This window comes from Roseateles oligotrophus (assembly GCF_025717515.1).
Classification (GTDB): Bacteria; Pseudomonadota; Gammaproteobacteria; order Burkholderiales; family Burkholderiaceae_C; genus Paucibacter_A; species Paucibacter_A oligotrophus.
Genome location: NZ_JAJIRN010000003.1, coordinates 296,974 through 320,890, shown reverse-complemented (window position 1 = coordinate 320,890; position 23,917 = coordinate 296,974). Strand labels below are relative to the sequence as shown.

The 23,917-nt window shown below is 64.8% G+C and carries 18 protein-coding genes; 13 read left to right on the top strand and 5 right to left on the bottom strand.

The features are described from left to right. The first annotated feature begins 32 nt into the window (after window positions 1–32). From LNV07_RS07530 to LNV07_RS07500, 7 genes are all read left to right on the top strand, one after another. Window positions 33–638: a class I SAM-dependent methyltransferase gene (locus tag LNV07_RS07530; RefSeq protein ID WP_263570566.1), complete on the top strand. Its 606-nt coding sequence runs from the start codon at window positions 33–35 to the stop codon at window positions 636–638. Between the two features lie 274 nt (window positions 639–912). Then, on the top strand, window positions 913–2,088 hold the full coding sequence (locus LNV07_RS07525) for an efflux RND transporter periplasmic adaptor subunit (protein ID WP_263570565.1): 1,176 nt from the start codon (window positions 913–915) through the stop codon (window positions 2,086–2,088). After that, window positions 2,088–4,094 carry an ATP-binding cassette domain-containing protein gene (locus LNV07_RS07520; RefSeq protein WP_263570564.1) on the top strand — a complete coding sequence of 669 codons (2,007 nt, stop codon included), beginning with the start codon at window positions 2,088–2,090 and terminating at the stop codon, window positions 4,092–4,094. The genes LNV07_RS07525 and LNV07_RS07520 overlap by 1 nt, the downstream gene beginning before the upstream one ends. A 46-nt stretch (window positions 4,095–4,140) precedes the next feature. Then, on the top strand, window positions 4,141–5,478 hold the full coding sequence (locus LNV07_RS07515) for a TolC family protein (protein WP_263570563.1): 1,338 nt from the start codon (window positions 4,141–4,143) through the stop codon (window positions 5,476–5,478). 86 nt (window positions 5,479–5,564) lie between these two features. Continuing rightward, window positions 5,565–8,051, top strand: coding sequence for a protein kinase domain-containing protein (locus LNV07_RS07510; RefSeq protein WP_263570562.1), 2,487 nt, complete (start codon window positions 5,565–5,567; stop codon window positions 8,049–8,051). Further along, complete coding sequence (locus LNV07_RS07505; protein WP_263570561.1) at window positions 8,041–9,075, top strand: alpha/beta fold hydrolase; 1,035 nt, start codon at window positions 8,041–8,043, stop codon at window positions 9,073–9,075. Before LNV07_RS07510 ends, LNV07_RS07505 begins: the two co-directional genes overlap by 11 nt. 28 nt (window positions 9,076–9,103) lie before the next feature. Then, window positions 9,104–10,303: an MFS transporter gene (locus tag LNV07_RS07500; RefSeq protein WP_263570560.1), complete on the top strand. Its 1,200-nt coding sequence runs from the start codon at window positions 9,104–9,106 to the stop codon at window positions 10,301–10,303. 8 nt (window positions 10,304–10,311) lie between these two features. Here the strand turns inward: LNV07_RS07500 and LNV07_RS07495 are convergent, their stop codons facing one another. Beyond that, window positions 10,312–11,055 carry a hypothetical protein gene (locus LNV07_RS07495; protein ID WP_263570559.1) on the bottom strand — a complete coding sequence of 248 codons (744 nt, stop codon included), beginning with the start codon at window positions 11,053–11,055 and terminating at the stop codon, window positions 10,312–10,314. A 138-nt stretch (window positions 11,056–11,193) separates the two neighbouring features. Then, entirely contained in the window at window positions 11,194–11,922 is a 729-nt protein-coding gene (locus tag LNV07_RS07490; protein WP_263570558.1) for a hypothetical protein, read from the bottom strand. A gap of 326 nt (window positions 11,923–12,248) precedes the next feature. Between LNV07_RS07490 and fabI the strand changes: the two genes are divergently transcribed. Both fabI and LNV07_RS07480 read left to right on the top strand, forming a co-directional pair. Next, window positions 12,249–13,046 carry an enoyl-ACP reductase FabI gene (gene fabI / locus LNV07_RS07485; RefSeq protein ID WP_263570557.1) on the top strand — a complete coding sequence of 266 codons (798 nt, stop codon included), beginning with the start codon at window positions 12,249–12,251 and terminating at the stop codon, window positions 13,044–13,046. A 158-nt stretch (window positions 13,047–13,204) separates the two neighbouring features. Then, on the top strand, window positions 13,205–14,791 hold the full coding sequence (locus LNV07_RS07480) for a thioredoxin family protein (protein WP_263570556.1): 1,587 nt from the start codon (window positions 13,205–13,207) through the stop codon (window positions 14,789–14,791). 53 nt (window positions 14,792–14,844) lie between these two features. Here the strand turns inward: LNV07_RS07480 and LNV07_RS07475 are convergent, their stop codons facing one another. Continuing rightward, complete coding sequence (locus tag LNV07_RS07475) at window positions 14,845–16,623, bottom strand: hypothetical protein (RefSeq protein ID WP_263570555.1); 1,779 nt, start codon at window positions 16,621–16,623, stop codon at window positions 14,845–14,847. A gap of 207 nt (window positions 16,624–16,830) precedes the next feature. On the opposite strand from LNV07_RS07475, the gene LNV07_RS07470 reads away from it, so the two are divergent. The 4 genes from LNV07_RS07470 (at window position 16,831) to LNV07_RS07455 (ending at window position 21,491) form a co-directional block, all read left to right on the top strand. Next, window positions 16,831–17,505: a response regulator transcription factor gene (locus LNV07_RS07470; protein WP_263570554.1), complete on the top strand. Its 675-nt coding sequence runs from the start codon at window positions 16,831–16,833 to the stop codon at window positions 17,503–17,505. Next, complete coding sequence (locus tag LNV07_RS07465; protein WP_263570553.1) at window positions 17,498–19,471, top strand: sensor histidine kinase; 1,974 nt, start codon at window positions 17,498–17,500, stop codon at window positions 19,469–19,471. Before LNV07_RS07470 ends, LNV07_RS07465 begins: the two co-directional genes overlap by 8 nt. Before the next feature lie 293 nt (window positions 19,472–19,764). Next, window positions 19,765–20,565, top strand: a complete 801-nt coding sequence (locus LNV07_RS07460) for a sigma-70 family RNA polymerase sigma factor (RefSeq protein ID WP_263570552.1) — start codon at window positions 19,765–19,767, stop codon at window positions 20,563–20,565. Further along, window positions 20,562–21,491 carry a cupin domain-containing protein gene (locus tag LNV07_RS07455; RefSeq protein ID WP_263570551.1) on the top strand — a complete coding sequence of 310 codons (930 nt, stop codon included), beginning with the start codon at window positions 20,562–20,564 and terminating at the stop codon, window positions 21,489–21,491. The genes LNV07_RS07460 and LNV07_RS07455 overlap by 4 nt, the downstream gene beginning before the upstream one ends. A 33-nt stretch (window positions 21,492–21,524) precedes the next feature. On the opposite strand, the gene LNV07_RS07450 is transcribed toward LNV07_RS07455, so the two are convergent. Continuing rightward, on the bottom strand, window positions 21,525–22,022 hold the full coding sequence (locus LNV07_RS07450) for an SRPBCC family protein (RefSeq protein WP_263570550.1): 498 nt from the start codon (window positions 22,020–22,022) through the stop codon (window positions 21,525–21,527). Between the two features lie 196 nt (window positions 22,023–22,218). Next, window positions 22,219–23,754, bottom strand: a complete 1,536-nt coding sequence (locus tag LNV07_RS07445; protein ID WP_263570549.1) for a DUF4331 domain-containing protein — start codon at window positions 23,752–23,754, stop codon at window positions 22,219–22,221. Window positions 23,755–23,917: the final 163 nt, after the last annotated feature.

Genomic DNA, 23,917 nt, shown 5'->3' with positions numbered 1-23,917 from the left:
GCTTCGAGCGGGCTTTTTTTCGAAAGCCATTGATGCTCGAAGACGTCCCCAGCCCAATTGATCTGCGCCAACCCGCCGACGCTCAGCAATGGGCCGCCACGGCTTTGAGCAAACGCCCCGACCGGCCCGAATTCTTTGCCTGCTTCGAGCGCTCGATTGGCGCCGGCCCATGCCGCGTGTTGGAGCTGGGCTCGGGCCCCGGCTTTCTGGCCCATCACCTGCTCAACGCGCTGCCCAGCCTCGACTATGTCGCGCTGGACTTTTCGGTCGCCATGCATGACCTGGCGCGCGAGCGCCTGGGCCCGCTGAGCCAGCGCGTGCAGTTCATTCAGCGCAGTTTCAAAGAGGGCGACTGGTCGCAAGGCCTGGGCCAGTTCGACTTTGTGCTGACCCATCAGGCGGTGCATGAGCTGCGCCACAAGCGCTATGCCGCCGCACTACACAGGCAAGTGCGGACCTTGCTCGCGCCGGGCGGCGCCTATCTGGTCTGCGACCACTTTGCCGGCGCGGACGGCATGAGCAATGATCAGCTTTATATGACGGCGGACGAGCAAGCTGCCGCGCTGGCAGACGCTGGCTTTGCGTCGATTGAACCCTTGCTGTGCAAAGGCGGGATGCTGCTGCATCGCGCCAACTGAAAGCCACTGCGGCCACGCTGCCTTACGCATACGAAACATCCCGTCGATTCAATTCAGCAAACTTTGCAAGCGCTTGAATGCGAGTTGCATCTGCCCAAGGCCAGGGCCGACGCCGGGCGCTTGGAGCCGGCCGGCTGGCAGATGGTGTTTCACCAGGGCACTCCCACCGCGCCTTGGGCCACGCAAGCGCCCCCCCATGACGACCCGCACTCCGCCAAGCCCGCTGCCCTAGGTATATTGCGGGACGCTCTTTTGGAGCGGGCGGGGACAAAGTTTGAAGACTACAAAACAAAAGGCCGCCAGCGGCTGGTTGCGCCGCTGGCGCGCATGGTTGATTGCCGGCCTGATCTGCGGCGCTGCCGCCATCGGCTGGAAGCTGACTCACCCCACGGCCGAGGCCGCGCCGCCGCCGTCCGGCACCGTCACGCTGGCCGATGTCACGCAAACCGTGCAAGCCGCCGGCGTGCTGCAGGCCAAGCTGAAGGTGGATGTCGGCGCGCAGGTCAGCGGCCAGGTGCAGAAACTGCATGTCGAGCTGGGCCAGAACGTCCACAAGGGCGATCTGCTCGTGAGCCTGGACCCGGAGTTGGCGCGCAGCGATGTGGCGCAGGCCGAGGCCTCGCTGGCCCAGCAGCGCGCCGCGCTGGACAGCCGCTTGATCGACCTGGCCGCCGCGCGCCGCGAGGTCGTGCGCCAGCAACGCCTGCTGAAGGGCAGCGCCACCGCGCCGACCGAGGCCGAGCGGGCCGACACCGACCTGGCCAAATGGGAAGCCGATGTGCGCGGGCAGACCGCCACCCTGGCCCGCCTGCAGGCCGACCTGGCCAAGAAGCAGTTGGCTCTGGGCTACACCCGCATCACCGCACCGATGGACGGTACGGTGGTCAATCTGCCGGTCCAGGAGGGCCAGACGGTGATCGCGATCCAGCTGCCGCCGGTGATGATGACGCTGGCCAATCTGGACACCATCACGGTGCGCACGCGCGTGCCCGAGTCCGACATTCAATCGATACGCGCGGGCCAGGCGGCTCGCTTCGCCACCTTGGCCGGTGAAGATCAACGTTATGAAGGCAAGGTGCGGGTGATCCAACCGATTCCCGAACGGGCAGCCAACGCGGTGTTCTACAACGTCTTGTTCGAAGTCGACAACCAGCAGCGCAAGCTCTTTTCCGACATGACGGTGCAGGTCGACATCGTCACCGGCCGTGCGGCGCAGGTGCCCACGCTGCCCATCGTGGCCTTGGGTGAGCGCGGCAAAGATGGCCGCTACACCGTGCAGGTGCTCGAGGCCGGCAACAAGCAGACGCCGCGCCAGGTGCGCGTCGGCCTGCAAGACGGCGCGCGCGCGCAGGTGCTGGAGGGGCTCAAGGTCGGCGAAAAGGTGCTGCTGGCGCCGCCGTCGGCCGAAGCCGCAGCCTCGGCGGCCAGCGCAGCTTCGGCTTCCAAATAATGGCGCTGATCGAGCTGGCCGGCGTTGCCCGCCACTACCAGCATGGCGACATCGATGTGCCGGCGCTGGACGGCATCAGCCTGGCCATCGAGGCGGGCGAATATGTCGCCATCGTCGGCCAGTCGGGCTCGGGCAAAAGCACCTTGATGAATGTGCTGGGCTGTCTCGACAACCCGACCCATGGCAGCTTCCATATCGGCGGCCAGGACGCCAGCCAGTTGGGCCCGGACGAGTTGGCGGCACTGCGGCGCGAGCGCTTCGGTTTCATTTTTCAACGCTACCACCTGCTGCCGCATCTCGACGCACGCGCCAACGCGGCGCTGCCGGCGGTCTATGCCGGCCTGGGCAATAACGCAAGGTCCAAGCGTGCCGAGGCCCTGCTGACAAGGCTAGGCCTGGCCGACCGCCTGCACCACCGCCCCAACGCGCTCAGCGGCGGCCAACAGCAGCGCGTCAGCATTGCGCGGGCCTTGATGAATGGCGGCCAGATCATCCTGGCCGACGAGCCGACCGGTGCGCTCGACTCAGCCAGCGGCGCCGAGATGCTGCGCCTGCTCGGCGAGCTGAATGAGAAGGGCCACACCATCATCCTGGTGACTCACGACCCCAGCGTCGCCGCCCATGCGCGGCGCGTGATCGAGTTGAAAGACGGCCGCGTGCTGAAGGACAGCGGCACGCCTGCCAATCACAGCCTGCCCGCCGACGCGCCCGCCGAGTTGGCCGGCACCGAGCAGGCCGGCGGCCTGCGGCGTTTGCAGGTGCAGTGGCGCGAGGCGATTCTTACGGCTTGGTTGGCGCTGCGCGGCAACCGGCTGCGCACCGCCTTGAGCATGCTGGGCATCAGCATCGGCATCGCCTCGGTGGTCAGCATTCTGGCGCTGACCGACGCGGCGCGCGGCTCGATCGAGAAGGATGTGCGCGGCTTCTTGTCCGGCCGCATCCCGGTCTGGCGCGGCAACCCGGCCTTGCCGCCGGGCGCCGTGGCGCGCTCGTTCCGGCCGTCCGAACTGGACGCGATCCGGGCCTTGCCCGGCGTCAAGGATGTCAATGTGGTGCGCGAAATGCAACTGACCGCACGCCACCGCGCCCGCGATGCCGGCGTCACGGCGATCGGCGCCGATGCGCAATCGCTATCGGCACGCAAGCTCAAGCTGGCCGAGGGCCGCTATTTCAATGAACTTGACCAGGCCAGCAGCGCTCAAGTCGTGGTCATCGACGGCAAGGCCCGCAAGGCCTTGTTCAAGGCCGGCCAGCCGGCGCTCGGCCAGACCTTGTTGCTGAGCCCGATGGGGCTCACGGCCGAAGTGCCCGGCCAGCCCTCGGCCGCCGGCGCGGCGCTGCCGATGACGATCATCGGCGTGGTCGACCCTGACAGCGGTGGCGGTGTCAGCTTCGGGTTTTCTAACGGCCAGGTGCTGCTGCCTTTGAGCACCTTTGCGCGCAAGCTTGATCCCAAGTTGGACACCGACAGCTTCAACGTCATGCTGGACTTCAGCGTGCCGCCGGCGCAGGTGCGCGAGCAGGTCATCCACCGCCTGAAGGCATTACACGGCGTCGAGGACTTCGACAGCTGGAACGCCGACGAGGAATTCCAGAAAATTCAAAATGTCACCGCCGCGATGGCCGCGCTGTTTGCCGGCGTCGGCGCGATCGCGCTGCTGGTCGGCGGCGTCGGGGTGATGAACATCATGCTGGTGTCGGTGTCGGAGCGCACCCGCGAGATCGGCATCCGGATGGCCGTCGGCGCCCGCCAGGGCGATGTGCGCCTGCAGTTTTTAATCGAAGCGGTGGTGCTGTGCTGCCTGGGGGGACTCGTCGGCGTGGCCTTGAGCTGGCTGGGCGCACAAGGCATCAATGCGGTCCAGGCGAAGCTGGAGGTACAGGTGAGTTGGACGGCCCTGGCCGTCGCTTTCGCCGTCTCCAGCGCGGTTGGACTTTTGTTCGGCACCCTGCCGGCGCGCCGCGCCGCGGCCTTGAGCCCGGTCGATGCCCTTGCCCGCGAGTAAATCTATGCAATCCAACTCCCATTGGGCAGTTCTTTCACTGACCGCCATGACCGCCATGACCGTTTTGGCCGGCTGCAGCACCGCGCTGCCGCCACCCGCGCCGGTCTCCGATCTTCCAGCCACATGGTCGGCCGGCCCGGCCCAAACCGAGGGCAGCGCCAGCGTCGGCTGGCTGGCTCCCGAACTGACGGCGCTGCAAACGCAGGCCTTGGCGGCCAACCGCGATATCGCGCAAGCCGCCCTGCGCTGGCAGCAGGCGCAGCGCCAAGCGGCCCAGGCCGACCTGCGCCTGCAGCCCAGTCTGAGCCTGAACTACGGCAGCAGCCGCCCGCTTGAGCATTCGACCCCTGGCTGGCGAAGCAACGCCGGCCTGTCGGCGGGCCTGGGCTACGAGGTCGATCTCTGGGGCCGCCTAGCGCATGCGAACGCCGCCCAACTGGCCCAAGCCGAAAGCGCCCGCACCGACATCGCGGCGGCCAAGGCCCTGATCCTGGCGCAGGTGGCCGAACGCTATTGGACACAGGCCGCCATCGCCGCCCAGCAACCATTGGCGACCGAGCAGGCGCGTCACTCCCAGGAGGCCTTGGAGATCACCGGTCTGCGGGTCCGCGAGGGCAAGATGCTGCCGATCGAGGTCGACAAGGCGGCCGCAACCTTGCAATCGGCCCAGCTTCGCCTGAGTGATTTGAAGGCCGATGCGCAGCTGCAAAGCAATCAGCTCGCGCTGCTGCTCGACCAGGCGCCGCCCGGCCCGATCTTGTCGCAAGCGCAGCTGCCCGGCATGGAGCCGCCGCCCTGGCGCTTGGCCGCGCCGGCCGAGGTACTGGCCCAGCGCCCCGATGTACAGCGCGCCAGGCTGGCCGTGGATGCGGCGCTGGCACGCCTGCATGGCGCTCAGGCGGAACGTTATCCGCGCCTCAGCTTCAGCGCCAGCTTGTCCAGCGGTGGCAGCGAATGGCGCGACTGGCTCAGCCAGCCGCTGGCCTCGCTGGCCGCCAATTTGACCGTGCCGCTGGTCGATTGGCGCCGGCTGGAGCTGCAGCAGGCCAGCGCTCACACCGAGCTCGAGCTGGCCGCCTTGAGCCTGCGTGAGACCTTGTTCAAAAGCCTGGCCGAGGTCGAGGCGCAGATGATTGAGCGCGAGCGCCTGCGTCAGCAATTTCTGGCCACCGAGCTGCGTTTGCGCGAGGCCCGTCAGGCCGAAGCTCTGGCCGAGCTGCGCATGCAGGTCGGCAGCATTGCCCGCATCGACTGGTTGCAGGCCCGCGATGCGCGCCTGAATGTCGAAGTGGATTTATTGCAGCTACAGCTGCGCCGCTGGCTCAACCATGCCGGCATGTTCAGGGTCTTGGGGCTGGAGCTTTGGAGCGGCGGCACTTTGTAGGCGGCCGGCCAAGCCGGCAAGTAAGATAGGCGAGCAAGACTTGACCCCCACGCTCGGATCTTTTTGCCTACCAATCAAACTCTGCCATGGGCGCACAGCCAAGCTCCGGCGAACCTGCTGACGATGATGCCGATCGAACCGTGATTCGCCCGCGCTCGGGCACGGCCGATCCGGACGCCACCGTGGTTCTGCCCTCACCGGCACCGCAGGACGATGCGACCGTCATCATCAGACCCCGCTTGGCCACCCAGATCGCAGCGCTTGGCCCGGCGGTGGATGCGCGTCGGGCCGGGTCGAATTTTCCGCCCCTGCCGCCCTTGCCAAAAGGCCACGCGATTGCGCTGCCGGTGGGTTTTCGCCTACATGAATACCGCATCGACGCGGTGCTCGGCCAAGGCGGCTTCGGCATCACCTATCTGGCGACCGATGTGCACCTCGACGCGCTGACGGCCGTCAAGGAATACCTGCCCGAAGAAATTGCCTTCCGGTCCTCGACCCATGGTGTCTCGCCCAACGCCAGCGTGCACCGCGAGCGCTATCGGCAGGGCCTGGAAAACTTTCTCGTCGAGGCGCGCACGCTGGCAAGCTTTCGCCATCCGAACATCGTCCGCGTGGCGCGATTCTTCGAGGCCCACGACACCGCCTATATGGTGCTGGAGTACGAGCGCGGCGAGTCGCTCAAGAGTTGGTGGCCGCGCCACCAAACACTCGGTGAGCGGCAATTAGCGCGCCTGCTGCTGCCCTTGCTGGACGGTTTGTCGGTGGTGCATGCGGCCGGCTTTCTGCACCGCGACATCAAACCCGACAACCTGCAGTTGCGCAAGGCAGACGGCCGCCTGGTGCTGTTGGACTTCGGCTCGGCCGCACGGACGCTGACGCTCAGCGATCAGGACGCCGTGGTGGTCACGCCGGGCTATGCGCCGATCGAGCAATATGGCCTTGGCGAGCAAGGCCCGTGGACCGATATCTACGCGCTTGGCGCCACGCTGTATTGGATGATCAGCGGCAAGCGCCCGCCGGATGCCGAAAGCCGCTGGATGCTGGCCCAGGCCGCCCAAAGCATGGGCCAGGCCATTGCGCAGAGCGGCCGAACTGCGATGCCATCGGCACAGGACCTCGGGCGCGGCCGCTTCAGCGACAGCTTTCTTCAAGCGGTGGACTGGGCCCTGACGCCAGACCCCAAAGGTCGGCCGCGCGACGTCGCCGAATGGCAGGCGAGGCTGTTCGCTGCCGAGCTACATTCGCTCAGTTTGCGCGACGCCTTGCGCTCGGGTGAAGTCTTGCAGGGCGGCAAAGAGGCCGCACAGGCCTTGGCCCGAGGTCCGCACCAGGGCCTGTTGGGCTTGCGGCGCTGGCTGAGGCGGCTGTTCAACCCGGCTGGGTGGCCGCTGGCCGTGAAAATAGCGCTGGCCATGGTGGTGACGGCCTTGGCGCCGATGTTGATCACCGGCCTCTACAACCTAAACAGCAGTTTGGACGCGGTCTCCAGCAGCGAGTTGCGCAATCTGGAGCAACTTGCGCGCAGCACCGCGGGCCGTATGGCGCAGCTGATCGGCGACAGCCAGCATTTGGCCCGCTCGCTCGGCACCGATGAGGACTTCGAGCGCTTTATGAACGGGCCCGATGCCGAGCAACAGCAAACGCTCACGCGCAAGCTGAATCGGCTGGCGGCGGCTAACCGCGATATTCATCTGATCATGCTGATGGACCGGCAAGGCCTTGTGCGGGTCTCCAGCGAAGCCCCCCTGGTCGGGCGCAATTTCGGATTCCGCGAGTATTTCAAATCGGCGCTGCGGGGCCAGCCTTTTGCGACCGGCATCGTGGTCGGAGCTGCGGCCGGGGCACCGGGCATGTTCTACGCCGAACCGGTACTCGACCAGAGCCGCGCCGTCATCGGCGTGGTGGTGCTGCGGCTGCATGCGGCCAGCTTCGGCCGCATCCTGGATCAGGTGCAGGACGGCGAGCGCCGGGTCGGCATGCTGATAGACGGCGACGGTGTGCTGATTCAACACCCGCGCCCCGAGCTGCTGTATCGCAGCCTGGCACCGCTGAAGGCCGACGTTCTGGCCGAGATCCAGGCCGACCAGCGCTTTCGACGTGACAGCATCGATAGCCTCGGCATGCCCTTGCTGGCCAAGGCCATTGCGGAGCACAAGACGGGCCATGTGGAGCTGGCCGAAGGGCTCAGTCAGCGCGCCGAGATTGCCGGCTTTGCGCCGGTGCAGGGCCATGACTGGACCGTCATCGTCAGCGAGGACCGCGCGCTCTTCGAGGCGCCGCTGCAGCGCTTGTTTGTCCATTTGTCACTCAGCGTTTTGCTGGTCGGCCTCTTGTTCCTGGGCCTTGCCCTGCTGTTTTCGCGCAGCATCGTGCGGCCCATCCATGCGCTGACGCGGGCGGCCGAGGCCTTGCAGCAGGGCGACTTCGAGCGGGCCAGCGTGACAGTCAGGGCGCAGGATGAAATTGGCCGTTTGGCACGTACCTTCAACGTGATGATCGATGTGCTGCGCCAGCGCGAACGCGAGCGGGAACGCGAACAGGAACAAAAAGTCGAGGCCGTCGATGAGCGTTGATGCGGACGACCATGAGCAGATTTGGCGGGCCTGGCTATTGGCCGCGCAAGGCCTGGACGCGAGCTTTGCCGGCTGCTACCGATTCGGCAGTTTTGACTACCAACAACCCTTGTCGCTGCAATCCGGCGTGCCGCGGCGCATGCGACGCCCCTACAGCACGCCGGTCTTCTACACCGACTGGGGGCCGCAAGATGCGCCCCTGCTGCTGTGCTGTGGCGGAGTCGCAAACACCGCCATGCGCTTCAGCTTTGTGGCCGCCGATTTGAGCCGTTATGCAAATCAGCCTTGGCGCGTCATCTGCATGGACTGGCTGGGGCGCGGCCGCTCCGGTTGGCTGGCCGACGAGCAGGAGTACCGGCGCGCGACCTATGTCGAACAAATGCGCCAGATGATTGCGCATCTGGGCGGCCGGCCGCTCGCCGTGCTCGGCTCTTCAATGGGCGGCACGGTGGCGGTGGAACTGGCGGCGCGCCAACCCGGTCTGATCAGCCGGCTCATTCTCAATGATGTCGGGCCGCAGATGCCGCGCGCGCGGCGCCAATACCGGGCCGAGACGCTGGCGCGATTCTATGTGTTCCGCTCGCCCGGGGACATCATGCGGCGGGTCGGTGCGGCGCAGAAAAATGATGGCCCGGTCAGCGATGAGATTCGCCACTTCCTGGCGTGGCACCAAACCCGCTGGTCGGACGAGAACGCCGGCCGCATCTACAGAGTCGACCCACGCGCCTTGCAGGCCTACCGTGCCGAGGCGAACCAAGCACTGGCCCAATGGGACAGCTTCCGCGCCCTGCAATGCCCTTTGTTGCTGCTGCATGGCATGGACTCCGATGCCTTGCAGGCCGCCACCCTCGGCCGCATGCAGCGCTTGCAAGACCTGACCCTCGCGCATATCCCCGCCACCGGCCACACGCCTATGCTGTCGGACCGCAGGCAGATCCAGGTCATCGCCGCATGGCTGCGGGGCGAGTTGCCGGAGCCATGCGAGTTCTCGATTCCCTTGGCCAAGGCCCGTGCGGCTTGGTGAGCCGCGACGCAATTCACTGGACAAGCCTATGCAGCATGATTCTGGTCCGACTTCTCCGACGAGCGCGCGCGCGCAACTGCCCGCCGCCATCTGGCTGCTCGGCTTCGTCAGCCTGTTGATGGATGTGTCGTCCGAGATGATCCACAGCCTGTTGCCGCTGTTCATGGTCGGCAGCTTGGGCGCCTCGGCCTTCACGGTAGGGCTGATTGAGGGGGCAGCCGAGGCCACAGCCCTGATCGTCAAGGTCTTTTCCGGCGCCTTGAGTGACTACCTCGGGCGCCGCAAAGGCTTGGCATTGTTGGGCTATGGCCTGGGCGCGGCGACCAAACCCGTCTTCGCGCTTGCCAGCGGCGTCGGCTGGGTCGTCGCGGCGCGCCTCACCGACCGGGTCGGCAAGGGCATTCGGGGCGCGCCGCGCGACGCGCTGGTGGCCGATCTCGCGCCACCGGGCTTGCGCGGTGCGGCCTTCGGGCTGCGCCAAGCGCTCGACTCGATCGGCGCGGTGCTCGGGCCGCTGCTCGGCGTGGGCTTGATGCTGCTGTGGGCGAACGACTTTCGCGCGGTGTTCTGGGTGGCGGTGATTCCTGCCGCCATGGCGGTCGCCTTGCTGGCATTCGGCGTGCATGAGCCCCGAAGCAGTGCCGGTAAAAAACGCCTCAATCCGATCAGCCGGGCCAATCTGCGCCAGCTCTCCCCGGCCTATTGGTGGGTGGTTGCGATCGGTGGATTGTTCACGCTGGCGCGTTTCAGCGAGGCGTTTCTGGTGCTGCGGGCACAGCAAACCGGCCTGCCCCTGGCGACTATTCCACTGGTGATGGTGGCGATGAATCTGGTCTATTCGGCCAGCGCCTACCCCTTCGGAAAGCTGTCCGACCGGGTCAGCCACAGCGCCATGCTGGGCTTGGGCTTGGGGGTCTTGCTGGCGGCCGATTTGCTGCTGGCCAGCAGCAGCGCTTGGGCGGCATTGGGCGGCGGGGTGGCGCTCTGGGGCGTGCATATGGGCATCACCCAAGGCCTGTTGGCGACCATGGTGGCCGACACCGCGCCGGCCCATTTGCGCGGCACGGCCTATGGTTTTTTCAATCTGATCAGCGGCTTGGCCATGCTGCTGGCGAGCGCTTTGGCGGGGCTGCTGTGGGACGGCTGGGGTGCCGAAGCCACCTTCTATGCCGGCGCCGGCCTGTGCCTGCTGACGCTGCTTGTTTTGCTGGTTAGGCGGCCGGCCTAACCATGAACTTACTGCGGGCCGCGGTGCAGCATCAAGCCGGCGATCGCACAAGTCATCGCCTCGCGTTGCGGCGCCGGCAATCTTTCATGCAGCCAAACGGTGCCCGGATAAGCCAGCCCCAGAGCGGCCACCGCCCCATTCCCCCCATCAACACGGTAGCCATAGAAGGGTTCGTCAGCCGGCACCGTTTGGCCGTTGCCGTCATAGCGCGCCACCCGATAGGTCTGTCCATCCACCGCGATGCTCAAACTCAAGCTGCTTGAGCCACTCAAGCCTTGCCAGCTGCGGTCGCTGGCGATGCTGAGCGTGGCTTCATGCTGGTCCTTGCTGCTGCAGACGCAGCTGAACAAGCCCCGCCCCTGCTGCTGCGAGATGCCATAAGCCAGCTTGGTACTGACATCTTGTGAACGACTTTCGCAGCGGCCCGCCCACTCGGTCAGCCCGCTGGGGCCACCCAGCAGGCGGAAGCTGAAGCCGCTGCGCTTGTTTTCTGTCTTGACGCCGTTGATCTCTTTCGAGTTGGCGGAACTGCCGGATTTACCTTCGATGCCGGTAACCCGGTAAGGCCCCAGATTGAAGGACTCATCGACCAATAGCCCGGTCGCGCGACTGCGATTTGAGGCGGGCAAAATTTGGCTCTGCCCAGCAAAACCCTCGGGCGTGACCAAGGCGTGCTGCGTAGCGCAGGCGGCCAGCAGGGTCAGCAGCGCCGCCAGGCCCAGGCAGTTTGAAGTCTTGTTGATCATCGGCATGATGCTTGTCCCAAACAGGTCGGATGAGCTCGCACTTTAGCCATCGGCTCGAGCCGGTGTGGAGATTCTGCCGAGTATCGAATTTCGCCACTCTCGGTAGCAAGAAGCTCACCCGACTCGGCCGACATGAACCGATTTTCAGGGACCGGTGTGCAGCAACAAGCCCGCCAAGGCGCAAGTCATCGCCGCCCGCTGCGAGGCCGGCAAGCTCTGGTGCAGCCAGACCTCGCCGGGCGAAAACAGGCCGACCGCCGCCGCCGGGCCGGCCTGCCCGTCAAAGCGATAGCCGACAAAGGCCCGCCCATCGCTCATCGCAAGGCCGCGGTGATCAAAGGGGCTGCCGCTAAAGCTCTGCTCTCCAATCGTCAGCTTCAGGCTCTCAGGCAACCATGCGTCTTGCTGCTGCCAACCGGAGTTGCTGGCAAGTTCCATGCGCGCCGGCGCGCCATCGCCTTGGCAGTCACATTTCAGCGAAAACCTGCTTTGCAAGGGGATGATGCTGACCGACAGCGGCAGTCGGGTTTCGCCGTTATTGACCTCACAGCGCCCATGCAGCGTTGAGTTGGAGGCCCGCAGCACATAGGCGAAACCGTTGCTGCTCTTGCCCCAGGTCAGCGGTCCGAGGCTGAAACTGGCCTTGGAGTCCGCCCAGTCACGCTTGACATCGGTCACCCGGTAAGGCCCCAGGTCGAAAGATTCATTGGCAAACAAGCCGCTGTCGGCGCTGCGATTGCCGGCCAAGAAGGCGTCGCTTTGTGCCTCGAAGCCCTGCGGCGGCGTCATCGCAATCGGCGCCACGGTGCCACAGGCGCTCAGCCACATCAGCACAACCGGCGCGAGCCAGATTGAGGTTTTTTGAAGGCGCATGCTCATCTTCATGATCAATCGTTGGTCCAATTTTTGGCTAGCTTCGACGGCTCCATCCTATGGCGCGCTTGAAGGCGGCCGGCTAGGCGCGCGCGAGGTCGCGGATTCCGCTGCCTGCGGGTGCGTCTGAAGCTCCTTTTGGCCGCCGCAGTCACTCGCCCGCCGAGCACTTGGGCCGAGATTGCTCGACACACGCACGCAATAAATGGGCTGCAAGATCAGTTTGCTGCACCGCACAAGTGCGTATGCGAAACTTCCAGAGAACCGGGTGTTTTTGATCCTGTGCCAAACGCTGGTACCCCTATTTGAAGTCAAGGAGTCTGCAGATGAACAGCAAGCATGAAGCCGCCGCCGGCAACAACCAAGCCTTGGCCGGCAAGAAGGCCCTGGTCGTCGGCATTGCCAACGAAAGCTCGATCGCATGGGGCTGCGCGCAAGCCTTCAAAGAGCTGGGCGCGGAGGTAGCGGTGACTTTTCTGAACGAGAAGGCAAGGCCTCATGTCGAGCCGCTGGCGCGCGCGATCGAAGCGCCGCTATTCCTGCCACTTGACGTCACCCAGCCCGGCCAGTTGGAGGCCGTGTTCGAGCAGATTGAAGCGCGTTGGGGCAAGCTTGATATCGTCCTGCATTCGATCGCATTCGCGCCCAAGGAAGACCTGCAAGGTGGTCTTTTGAGCTGCTCGGCCGAGGGCTTCGGCAAGGCGATGGATGTGTCCTGCCACTCCTTCATCCGCATGGCCAAATTAGCCGCGCCCTTGATGACGGACGGCGGCACCCTGTTCGCGATGAGCTATCACGGCGCCAACAAGGTCGTGCCCAATTACAACGTGATGGGGCCGGTCAAGGCGGCGCTGGAGGCCTCGTGCCGCTACCTCGCTTTCGAGTTGGGCCACCAGGGCATTCGCGTCCATGCGATCTCGCCCGGCCCCTTGAAGACCCGCGCCGCTTCGGGCATCAAGGACTTTGAGGCCTTGCTGCATGAGACCGAACAGCGCGCGCCGCTGGGCGAGTTGGTTGACATTCTGGACGTTGGTTATGCCTGCGCCTATATGGCGACCCGCTATGCGCGGCATATCTCCGGCAACACGGTGTATATCGATGGCGGAGCGAACATCATGGCGTGAGGGCGGCAATAGCCCCGGGGCGTCGCGCCGGCCCTCATCGCGGCGCCAGCCACATCAAGCTTGGTTGTTCCCCGGATATCGAGGCTCTGCGCCAAGCCTCACAATGCGCCACCACCCATTTCAAGTGCTGGCCCGACCCGGGCCGCCCGGATGCAGATATGAAGATAAACCGTCGCCCTTCCGCCTTGGCCGCCACCGCTGCCGCCGCCCTGAGTTTGGTCTTGCTTTGTCAGGCGCCTGTGGCCTATGCGATGGCCCCCTCCAACGCCAGCGTCGCCTGGCAAGAGGCCGGCGCCGACGCCGATATTGAAAAAGCCTTCGCCCAGGCCCGCGCCGAAAAGAAGCCGGTGTTGCTGTACTGGGGTGCCAAATGGTGCCCGCCCTGCAATCAACTGAAGGCCACGCTGTTCAACCGCCAGGACTTCATCGAGCAGACCCAGGCCATCGTGCCGGTGCATATCGACGGCGACTCGCCCGGCGCGCAAAAGCTCGGCACCCGCTTCAAGGTGCGCGGCTACCCGACGATGATTCTGTTCAGCGCCGATGGCCGCGAGATTACCCGCTTGCCAGGCGAAATCGACGCGCCGCAGGTGATCAAGGTCTTGCAGTTAGGCCTAGCCGGTGGCCGCCCCGTAGGCGATGTGTTGGCCGATGCCAAGGCCGGCAAGAAGCTCAGCGCCAATGAATGGCGTTTGTTGGGCTTCTATTCCTGGGAAACCGGTGAGTCGCAGTTGGTGCCCGCCGCCGAGTTGCCGGCCTTGCTTGCGCAACTGGCGGCCGCCTCGCAAGGCGTTGATACCGAAACGACGACGCGTTTGTGGTTGAAGACCCTGAGCGCCAGCGATGAGGGCAAGGGCGTCAAGCCGGATGCCAAGCTTGCCGGTCTGGTGCAGGGCGTGCTGGCCAGCCCGGCCGAGTCGCGCGCGCAGATGGATGTGTTGAGCAATGGCGCCGCCGACATCGTCAAGACGCTAACGCCTGAAGCGGGCGCAGCCCGCGCCAAGCTGATTGGCGAGTTTGAAGTCGCCTTGAAGCGCCTGGAAGCCGACGCCAGCTTGTCACGCGCCGACCGCCTGGGCGCCTTGAATGCCCGCGTCGACCTGGCCCGCCTCGATCTGGCCAAGACCGAGCTGGCGCCCAAGTTGAGCCCGGCCCTGGTCAAAGAGGTCAAGGAAGCCGCGGCCAAGGCCGACCGCGAAATCACCGATGGCTACGAGCGCCAGGCCGTCATCAGTTCGGCCGCTTATTTACTCGGTTATGCCGGCCAGTGGAAGGACAGCGACGAATTGCTCAAGGCCAGCCTCGCCAAGAGCCATTCACCTTATTACCTGATGAGCCAACTCGGCGGCAATGCCAAGAAGCAAGGCCGCAAGGACGAGGCGTTGCGCTGGTATGAGGAGAGCTACAACAAGAGCGAAGGCCCTGCGACCCGGCTGCAATGGGGCTCCGGCTATATGGCCGCGCTGACCGAGCTGGCGCCGCAAGACGCCGCCCGCATCGAAAAAACCGCCGCGCTCTTGTTCAGCGAAGCCGCGCAGGACAAGGGGGCTTTCTATGAGCGCAGCGCCCGCTCGCTGCAAAAAGTCGGCGGAGCGCTGGTCAAGTGGAATGCCGACGGCAAGCATGATATGAACATCGCCCGCTTGAAAACGCAGTTAGACGGCATCTGCAGCAAGGTCGACGCGGCCGACAAGCAGCGTGCGACTTGCGAGGGGCTGTTGAAGGCACCGGGCAAGAAGGCTTGATGCTGACAACGAAAAGGGCGCCGATGGGCGCCCTTTTTCATTCAGCCAACCCGTCAAGGCGCCGGCTGTTCGACCGAGAACTGGAAGCGCTTTTTGCTTTGGTTCAACACCGCCGTGACGCCCATGCCGCGCAGACCCATGCTGGTGACCTGGTTGATCGTCAACGTTGATCCGTCGCCGGCCAAGGCGGTGCCGGCGGCGCGGTAGTTATAGCCATTGCGTGGGCTGTTAAGCAACCAGGTTTCCGAATGCTCGTCAGTGCCCGTGCTCGTGCCGCCCACCGACTTTTGCTTGCGCACCCAGCTGCCCGCGACCGCGTCGACCGAAACGACGGTGTTGGTGTCGGCCGAAATTGCGCCGCTGGACAACATTTGCTCATCAATGCCAAAGCTCCAATTCGTCTTGACTTGGGCCACGGCAGGCAGGCTGTTGACACGCTGTTTGGTCCAGATATTGAACTCACCCTTGGCATACACCTGGACATACATCAGGTCACCGCTGCCGGACTGGTAGATGAAGCCGCGCCCGTCGACCGTGCCAGTGTCACTCATCAGGTCGAAACCGCCGGCTGCGTTGACACGCAAGGCCTGCTTGCTCGGTGTGAAGCTGGCGCAGCTGACGACATCCCAGTTTGAAGGATGCGAGCACGCCGAGCCGGCGCTGATCTTGCCGTCCGCCCCAAAGGTCACCGTGGCCGCAACGGCGCCAAAGCCGACCGCGCCGTCCCAGGCGTTCATGCCCAAGCCGCTCCAAGTACCGGCCAACTCGGCCAGCGCGTGCAATTGCTCTGGAAAGGCCATGGCGGTGCGGAACTGGGCGCCATCGGCAATCCGCGCCACCATCACACCGGCCGGTGACACCACGACATCGTCTTTGCCATCGTTGGTCCGATAGCGGCATGCGCCATTGGGAATCATGTTGTCGACAGTGCCATCGGCATTGGTGCTCACGCCCGTCGATGCATTCAGATCAAAGCTGTCGGCCTGCTCGCTCATCGGCGCGCCGGGCACCGGTATGACCACACGGTATTTGCCACTGCGTACCGCCGCGCAGTTGGACGCCGCCGGTTTGATGATGCTTTCGGGCGGCAGGCTCGGTAGGCCAACGATGATGACGGGAGTGCCGTCGGCCTTGGTCGGCGTGGTGTTGACCACCGCCGTGGTCAGGTCGGCCAGCTTGGTGCCGCTGCTGACCAGCGCCTTGTCCAGCGCCACCAGCGCGGCGGTGTAGGCCGGTGTCACGGCGGCGGCGTTGATCACGTCGCCGGCGGCGCTCAGGTCCACCCCGCCGGAATTCAAGGTGCTCAGCACGGCCGTCTGTGCATTGGCCACCGCTGCGGGCGTGACAAAGGCCGCTGCGGCACTGTCAAACGCCGTGTAGTAGGCGGCAGGTTCGGCGCCGGCCAGCCGCGCGACCACCAGTTGCGTGACCGGCGTGATGTTGGCCGTAGCGCTGGTGGCACCGCTACTGCCCTGCGCGATGGAATGCAGCTGAGTACCGTCGTCCTCGGTGACGCGGGCCAGACAAGGCCACTTGCCGCCTTCGATGTCGACGCTGTAGCCGCCATCAGACTTGGTGGTGCCGCTGCCACTGCCGGCCGCGCATTTGGCCGCGAAGGCCTTGCCGCCCAAGCCAGAGCTGCGTGTCGCGGTGCCGCTCAGCGTCAAGCTGGTGACGGTCGGCGTGGGCGTGGGCGTGGGCGTGGGCGTGGGCGTAGGCGTTGGGGTCGGGGTCGGGGCGGGGTCAGAGCTTGAGCTGCCGCCACCGCAGCCCACGACCAAGGCGCTCAGCGCCAAACCGACCAGTTTGCGTTCCCAATTCTGTGTCGTCATGATTTTTACTCTCCCAAGTGAATCGTCAAAGAAGTCCGTGGCGAGGCCGTCGGCTTGAGCCGCTAGCAAACCCAGCAGCAGTGACGAACCTTATCGACAAGCCAGGCCTTGCACATCCGCAGTTCATGGGGTACCGACCCGGCCCCGAAACGACCCCGCCTGTGCGAACATCGGCCACCCTCACCTAAAGCGGCGCAGCCTATTCACATGAACTCCGTCCCCTGCGTCAGCGTTGCCCTGGTCGAAGACGAGTTGGACATGCGCGAGCGTCTGGCGCGGGTGATTCGGCTTGAACCGAGCTTGCGCCTGGCGTTTGCGGCCGCCAGCGGGCAGGAGCTGCTGGCCTGGTTGGCCGACAACGCGGTCGATGTGCTGCTGGTCGACCTCGGCCTGCCCGACTGCTCGGGGCAAGACGTGATCCGCCGCGGCCGCCGCATGCAGCCGGCTTGCGCGGTGATGGTGATCACCATGTTTGGTGATGAGGCCAATATGCTCGAGGCCTTTGAGGCCGGCGCCAGTGGCTATTTGCTGAAAGATGACACCGAGTCCAATCTATCCGCTCATGTGATGAGTTTGCACGCAGGCGGCTCGCCGATGTCGCCCATCATTGCGCGCCAATTGCTGATGCGCTGGCAGCACGGCCAGGCTCAAGCGCCCGCGCCGCGTGTGGCGACGCAGCAGACCGAGGCTTTGTCGCCACGCGAGTCCGAAGTCTTGAACCTGGTCGCGCGCGGCTTTACCTATCTCGAATCTGCTCAAAAAATGGGCATTTTGCATTCGACGGTGCAAAGCCATGTGCGCAATATCTATGGCAAGCTCGATGTGCACAACAAGACCGAGGCGGTGTTTGAAGCGCGCCAGCTGGGTCTGCTGAATGAATGAAAAGGCGGCTGACCGCCTGAACCCGGTCAAGCTGGCCGCCCCGGCACCCCCAGTCGGGCGGCGTTGGCTGATGCCGCTGCTTTGCGCCGCCTTGTTGGGCGTGGCGCTATGGGTGTCGGGCACCCTGGCCGAAGAGCATCACCAATGGCCCGGCCAGAGTTTGAGTGTGGCCGAGTACTGGCTACCGGATGCTGGGTCGGAAGAGCAGCGACCGCCCGTGGCCGCCGACTGGCAGCCTGTCACGCTCCCGGACAACTGGAAAGTCAGCCGCCCCTTTTACCAAGGCAGCGTTTGGTATCGGCTGCGCTTTGATCGTGGCAGTGCGCAGACCCAGGCGCTCTTGTTGTCGCGTTTGGCGACGAGCGGGTCCTTGCTCTTGAACGGCTCCCAGCTGTGGGAGCGCCGCGCCGAGCGGCCCGGCATCACCTTCAGCTGGAACGCGCCGCTGCTGGTGGTGCTGCCGAGCGATTTGCTGCGCGCTGCGGGCAACGAGGTATTGGTGCAAGTGAGCGGTTCGGGCCAGTACCGAGCCGGACTAGCAGCACCGCAACTAGCCGACTATGCAGCGCTGCGGCCGGTCTTTAAGCGGCGTAATTTTTGGCAGTTCGAGGGGGCCATGCTGTCCGGTACGGTCAGTCTGGTGGCCGGCTTGATGATGCTGCTGACTTGGCTCCGTCAACGCCAGGATCGGCTTTTCCTATTTTTTTTTGGCCTAGCCAGCCTGGCCTGGGCGGCGCGTAACAGCAATCTCTTCTTGGAGCAATTGCCGCTCTCACTGGAGGCGTGGACCTCACTCGTTGTCGCGGGAAATTGCTGGTTCTATGCGCTGTTCGGGCTTTTTGTCTTGCGCTTTGCAGAGCTGCGTTGGCCCCGCGTGGAAGCTTCGCTGTGGGCCTATGCCGGCCTGAATTCAATCCTGTTGTTGCTCGGGGTTTTCAGTAATTTTCAGCAACTGATGGCCGTGACGATTGCGCCCGGCCTGCTGTTCTTCTTTGTGCTGGTGGGCTTGCTGGCGCGCAAGGCCTGGCATGAGGGCAGTGTCGATACCGCGCTGATGACCGCCACCGCCTTGGTCTTCCTGCTGCTCTCGTATCGGGATCTGCTGCTGCTGCGCAACCAATTGCCCTATGACGCCTACTCGATTTCGCACTACACCGGGGTGTTGATGTTGGTGTCGACACTGTGGGGCTTGGTTGCCCGAGTGGTGACTGCGCGCGTGGAGGTGGTGCGGCTCAATGCCAGTCTTGGCCAAAGGGTTGCCGACCGCGAGCAGCAACTGCAACAGGCCTTCGATGGACTGCGCGAGCAGCGCCACCAGCAATCGGTACAAGACGAGCGGCAACGCATGATGCGCGAGATTCACGATGGCGTCGGCGCCCAACTGGTCGGCTTGCTGAATATGGTGGCGCGCCCTGGCGCAGAGCCTGCTGTGCTGCATGAACAGGTGCAACATGCCTTGGACGAAATGCGCATGGCGGTCGATTCTCTGCAACCGGTGCACGACGATTTGTTGACCGTCTTGGCGACCCTGCGCTACCGCTTGCAGGCGCGGCTTGAGTCCGCGGGTATTCGGGTGATCTGGCAAGTGGACGACCTGCCGGCATTGCCGAACTTGTCGCCTCAGAAGGTCCTGCAAGTGCAGCGCATCTTGTTGGAAGCCTTCACCAATATTCTCAAGCACGCGCGGGCCACCGAAGTGACCGTGAGCGCCGAGTACCGGGTCGGCGAGCCGGCCATGATTCTGTTGAGGATCGCCGACAACGGTGTGGGCATGAGTATCGATTTGAACGATCAGCCGTCATCGCAGCAAGCCGACTCGCCGGTTCGACGCCACGGGATAGGCAATATGCAGGCCCGCGCCGCCGCCTTGGGCGCTCAACTGAGGCTGGAGTCAAGCCAGAGCGGCGGGCTCAGCGTTGCGCTCGACTGGCCCGTGGACGCAAGGGCGCCCGACAAAACGCCCTGAGTCGCAGGCCAGCCCAAGCCGCCGGAGAGATTCTTTTTCACCACCCTGCATCCAAATCAGCGCGGCCGGCGTACCGATGGGGAGAGTCATTCCGCCTCGCTCAATTGCTTCAATTGGCGGCGGCTAGCTCCGACTGGAAACGCTATGCAAACTCAGAAAGAACCGACCCGGCCGCGCCGAGCGCAGCCCCGCCCGTCGCAACTTGCCGGCACAATGGTGAGGTAATGGTGCTGTTCGCATTGCCCCGTCGCTTGGCTGCTGCCCCCCGGGAATTGTCTCGTCTGGATGCTGCTATGGTTTATTTTGCTCGACCGGCCACACCGCCTGGCGCCGATGTTGGCGAGGCCTGGGAGGTCGATGATCTGGCCGAAGCAATGGCCGACGATGGGCTGGCGGAAGAGGTCGACAGCGACGCCGACGCGGACGCCGACAGCATTGCCGAGCCCCCCCCGCTGAGCCCGCTGGCCAGCGCCGATGAGCCGCAGCTGCAGGCGTGGCTGGCCCGCATCGTGCGTCAGGACGAGGCCGCGCTGGATGCGCTCTATCGCGCCTGCGTGGGCCGGGTCTATGGCCTGGCCTTGCGCGTCGTGCGCAACCCCGCGATTGCCGAAGAAGTGACCGAAGACACCTTCTGGCAAGTCTGGCGCCAGGCGCCGCGTTTCGACCCCTCGCGCGGCACCTCGCTGGCCTGGTTGCTGACGATCGCGCGCAGCCGCGCGCTCGATGCCTTGCGCGCGCGCCGCCGTGTCTTGGCCAACACCGTGTCGGCCGATGCCTTGGGCGAGGCGATGGACGCCTTGGTCGAAGCGACGGACGCGGGCGGCGCCGGCAGCGGCAACGCCGATCCGCATGATCTGCTGGAGGCGGTGCAAAGCAATCAGCAGCTGCATCAGGCCTTGGCGAAACTCGACGCCGTGCCGCGCCAATTGGTGGCGCTGGCCTTCTTCAAAGGCTTGACCCACGAAGAGATCGCCAGCCAGATTGGCCTGCCACTGGGCACCGTCAAATCCCATCTGCGCCGCGCCATGCTCGCCATGCGCAAATGCCTGGGCCCGCAATCGGCGGCCACCTGCAATTCAACGAATTCGATATGAACACAAGCGCCACTCAGTCCCCTTCCGATCTTGCGGCCGCCGAAGCGCTCGAGCCCCTCACCTTGCCCGGCGTTGCGCCCGCGGCCGGCCTCGGCCTACTGCCCACGCTGGCCGTCGAGCTGACGCCGATCGAGCCGCCCCCGGCCAGCGCCGGCGCCTTGCGCCAACGCTTGCTCGCCCGCGTGGCCAGCAGCGCCGCCGCCAGCGCCGGCATGACGACGCTTCGCGCCGGCGACGCCGTCTGGCAAGACCTGGCCCCCGGCGTGCGCCTCTATTCTCAGCACCGGGGGGATAACAGCCAAAGCAGCTTGCTTGAACTGGCCCCCGGCACGCAATGGGCCCCCGGCGAAGGTGCGGCCTTGTTGCATGGCCCGGGGCCCGCTGTGCATGAATGCCTGGTTTTGCATGGCGAGCTGCAAGTCGAATTCGCCGCGCTTGGTTCACCCACGCTGGTCGCTCAGGACTACCAGTTGATCGGCCTCGACCAGCCTTGGCCGGCCGAGGCCAGGCTGAATTCGCCCCTGGGTGCCTTGCTCTACTGGCGCAGCAGCAAGCCGGGAGCGGGCGCCGACGAGTTTGGGCAAACGACTGCTTCGCACCGGGTCGCCGGTGGTGGGCAAGGCTGGGAGCCCCTGCGCCAAGGCGTCGACATCAAAGCGCTGCATCTGGTGGGCGAGCGCATTTCGATGCTGGTGCGCTTCGAGCCCGGCGCGCGGGTGCCTGCGCATCCGCATGGCCTGGGCGAGGAATGCCTGATGCTGGACGGCGATTTATTCCTTGGAGATGTGCTGCTGCGCGCGGGCGAGTTCCAGTTCGCCCCGGCCGGCACCGGCCATGATGAGCTTTACTCGGATGTCGGCTGCCTGCTGTTCTTCTGTGGCGCCATCGACCCGGCTGCGGTAGACCCGGCGATGCGGGCGGGCTAAGGGAGGCGTGCTTGTGGCGCCGGGCTTTCGAGCTCAGCCCTGCACCACCGTCCAATGCTTGAGCCGCGAGCTGCGGCAATTGAGCCGCGTGGCCATGCCCTGGGCGCCGGCCTCCATCACCGCAAAATGGCTCCACTTGAACAGGGTTCGCAACAAGGGGGCGAGCCAGCGCATCCAGCGCCGGCCTAACTCGACCTCGTAGCGGTAGGTGACGTCGACCTGACGGGGCTCGCCGGCCGTGACGGAAGAGCGCACCGGGTCCAGCACCCACAAGCCCTGACCCATCAAATCACCGCTGGAGCGGCCCTCGATTTCGCAATGGCCGTCTTCGCCGCGCTCGCGCCTGGTGTTCAACACATCAATCGTGAAGCCATAGCCCAAGGGGCTGCGCCAGGTCAGCGCCACTTTGGTGCCCGCTTCTCCGACCGGAGCCCGGTGCAGCAGACGTGCTTGGCTCACTTGCGGCCACCAGCGGGGCCAGTTCTCCAGATCGGTCAGCAAGTCCCAGATCGGCTGGCTGGTGCAAGTCATGCGCCAACGGCTGATCAAGACAAATCGGGCCGCAGCCTTGGGGGAGTGGGAAGAATATCGACTAGGCATGAAATGAATACGCCACCGGGGGCTTTTTGGATCAGGGCGGCAAGCCTAGAAATCGAAAGGCGAAAAAGAAAAAAGGCGCTGCAAGCGGTCTGCTCACAGCGCCCGGTTCCGGCTCAAGCCGGGTTGCTTATTTGCTGCCCGCTATCGGCGTGAACAAATAGGGGAACTTGCTCAACAAGGGAACCACCGCCTGATCCACCGCGTCATGCAGCTTGAACGAGGTAGCGCCGAGCGGCACCTTGCCCGGATTGCAGTCCATGCCGAAGCCCAAGGCATTGGCGTTGCCATTGGCCACGCACAAGCCGCCCATCACCGCCACCAGCGAGATGTCGACAACATCGTCCTTGGGGCGACGGCCATTGGGGTAGCCGGCGTTGTCGCTGCCGCCGGCGAGAATGTTGCCGACCAGCCCCAAGCGATTCTGCTGATCGAAGCGCACCGGTTCGATCGCCGTGTTCAAGCGCAGCATCTCCGAGCCGACCACATTCTTGGGTTGGTTGACGCCCTTGATGCCGGTCAGGAAGGTGGTGACCAAATCGAAGCGCGGGAAGTTGGTCGGCGCCGTACCCGGCAGCGCCAGGGCGATTTCCAGCAAGGCCGGCAAGGACGGATGAGTCACATAATCAATGAATTGAGCGTCTCCCGTGGGCGAGGAGGCATTGAACTTGTCCTTGTCCGGCAGGCCGATCACGAGCTCGTTGACCAGCGGCATGCCCAGGCGCGACACCTGCACCCAGCCGCCGCCGACCTTCTCGCTGGTTTGATGGCCCGATGGCGGCGTGGCGTTCAGCAACCGCGATTGGCGCAGGCTGGCGGTGGTCCAGCCGCCGATCACATCATCACCACGGGTCAAACAGCTCCGGTGTACCTCAAGCGCCAGCGTGGTGACATTGGCGTCATCAATGGTGTTTTGCGCCGCGCCGATCAGGGCCGGGTTGGTGATTACGTCGACCGGGGCGTTGACCAGGTCGAAAATAACGCCCAGATTGACCGCAAACGCATCCTTGCGCTGGCCGACGAAAAGCTTGGCCGGCATGTCGCAGCCCGGGATATTGACGCTGTAGATATGCTGATCGGCATAGCCGGGGTAGTCGGGAATGGTCTTGACGCCGATGTTGTCGACCGGCTTGTCAAAGTTCGTGCTGCCATTGGCCAGATTGGTCAGGGGCATGGCCGTACCGGTGCGGCGGTCGCCACGCACCAGGCTCACGCCGAAGGATTCGGTCAGATTCAGATTGCCATCACGCACCCCAGCGACTTGCCCCTTCTGCACCAGAGGGATGGGAATGTTCTTGCCGCCGATCGGCAAGGCGAAGCCCTTGCCGGCCGCACCCAGGCTGTTGTTGAAGCGGAACTGAAAGGTCAGGTCTTCTTTGGCATCGCCGTTGTTGTCGATATGGATCTCATAAAGGGCATTCGGATCCATTGCGAAATAGTTCGGGCCGCCATAAGCAGCCTGCAAGGGCTGGTAGTTAGCGATCATCGTCACATAGTCTTTGCGGCCGTCTTCATAGCTGCGGAACATATAGAAATCGGTTGCATCCACCTTGGGGGCGGTGGTGATGAAAGGTGCTTCGCGGTGGCTGGACGCCTGCGCCAGGCCGGTGCAGGCCAGCAGTACGGCAGCGGCCAGGGGCGCCAAGTTGAGTCGGTGAACTTGCATGAGTAGATCTCCAGGGTGAGCGGGTTTGGCGGTAAATGCCGCTGGAGGTCTATACGCGCTACCGCTTGAATTGGATGCAAGGTCATTGAAATGAATCTCTTGCATCCAATCGCCCCGACGCGGCGTATGGCTTGACGCGATCCTCAACTTCACCCAGGGAATT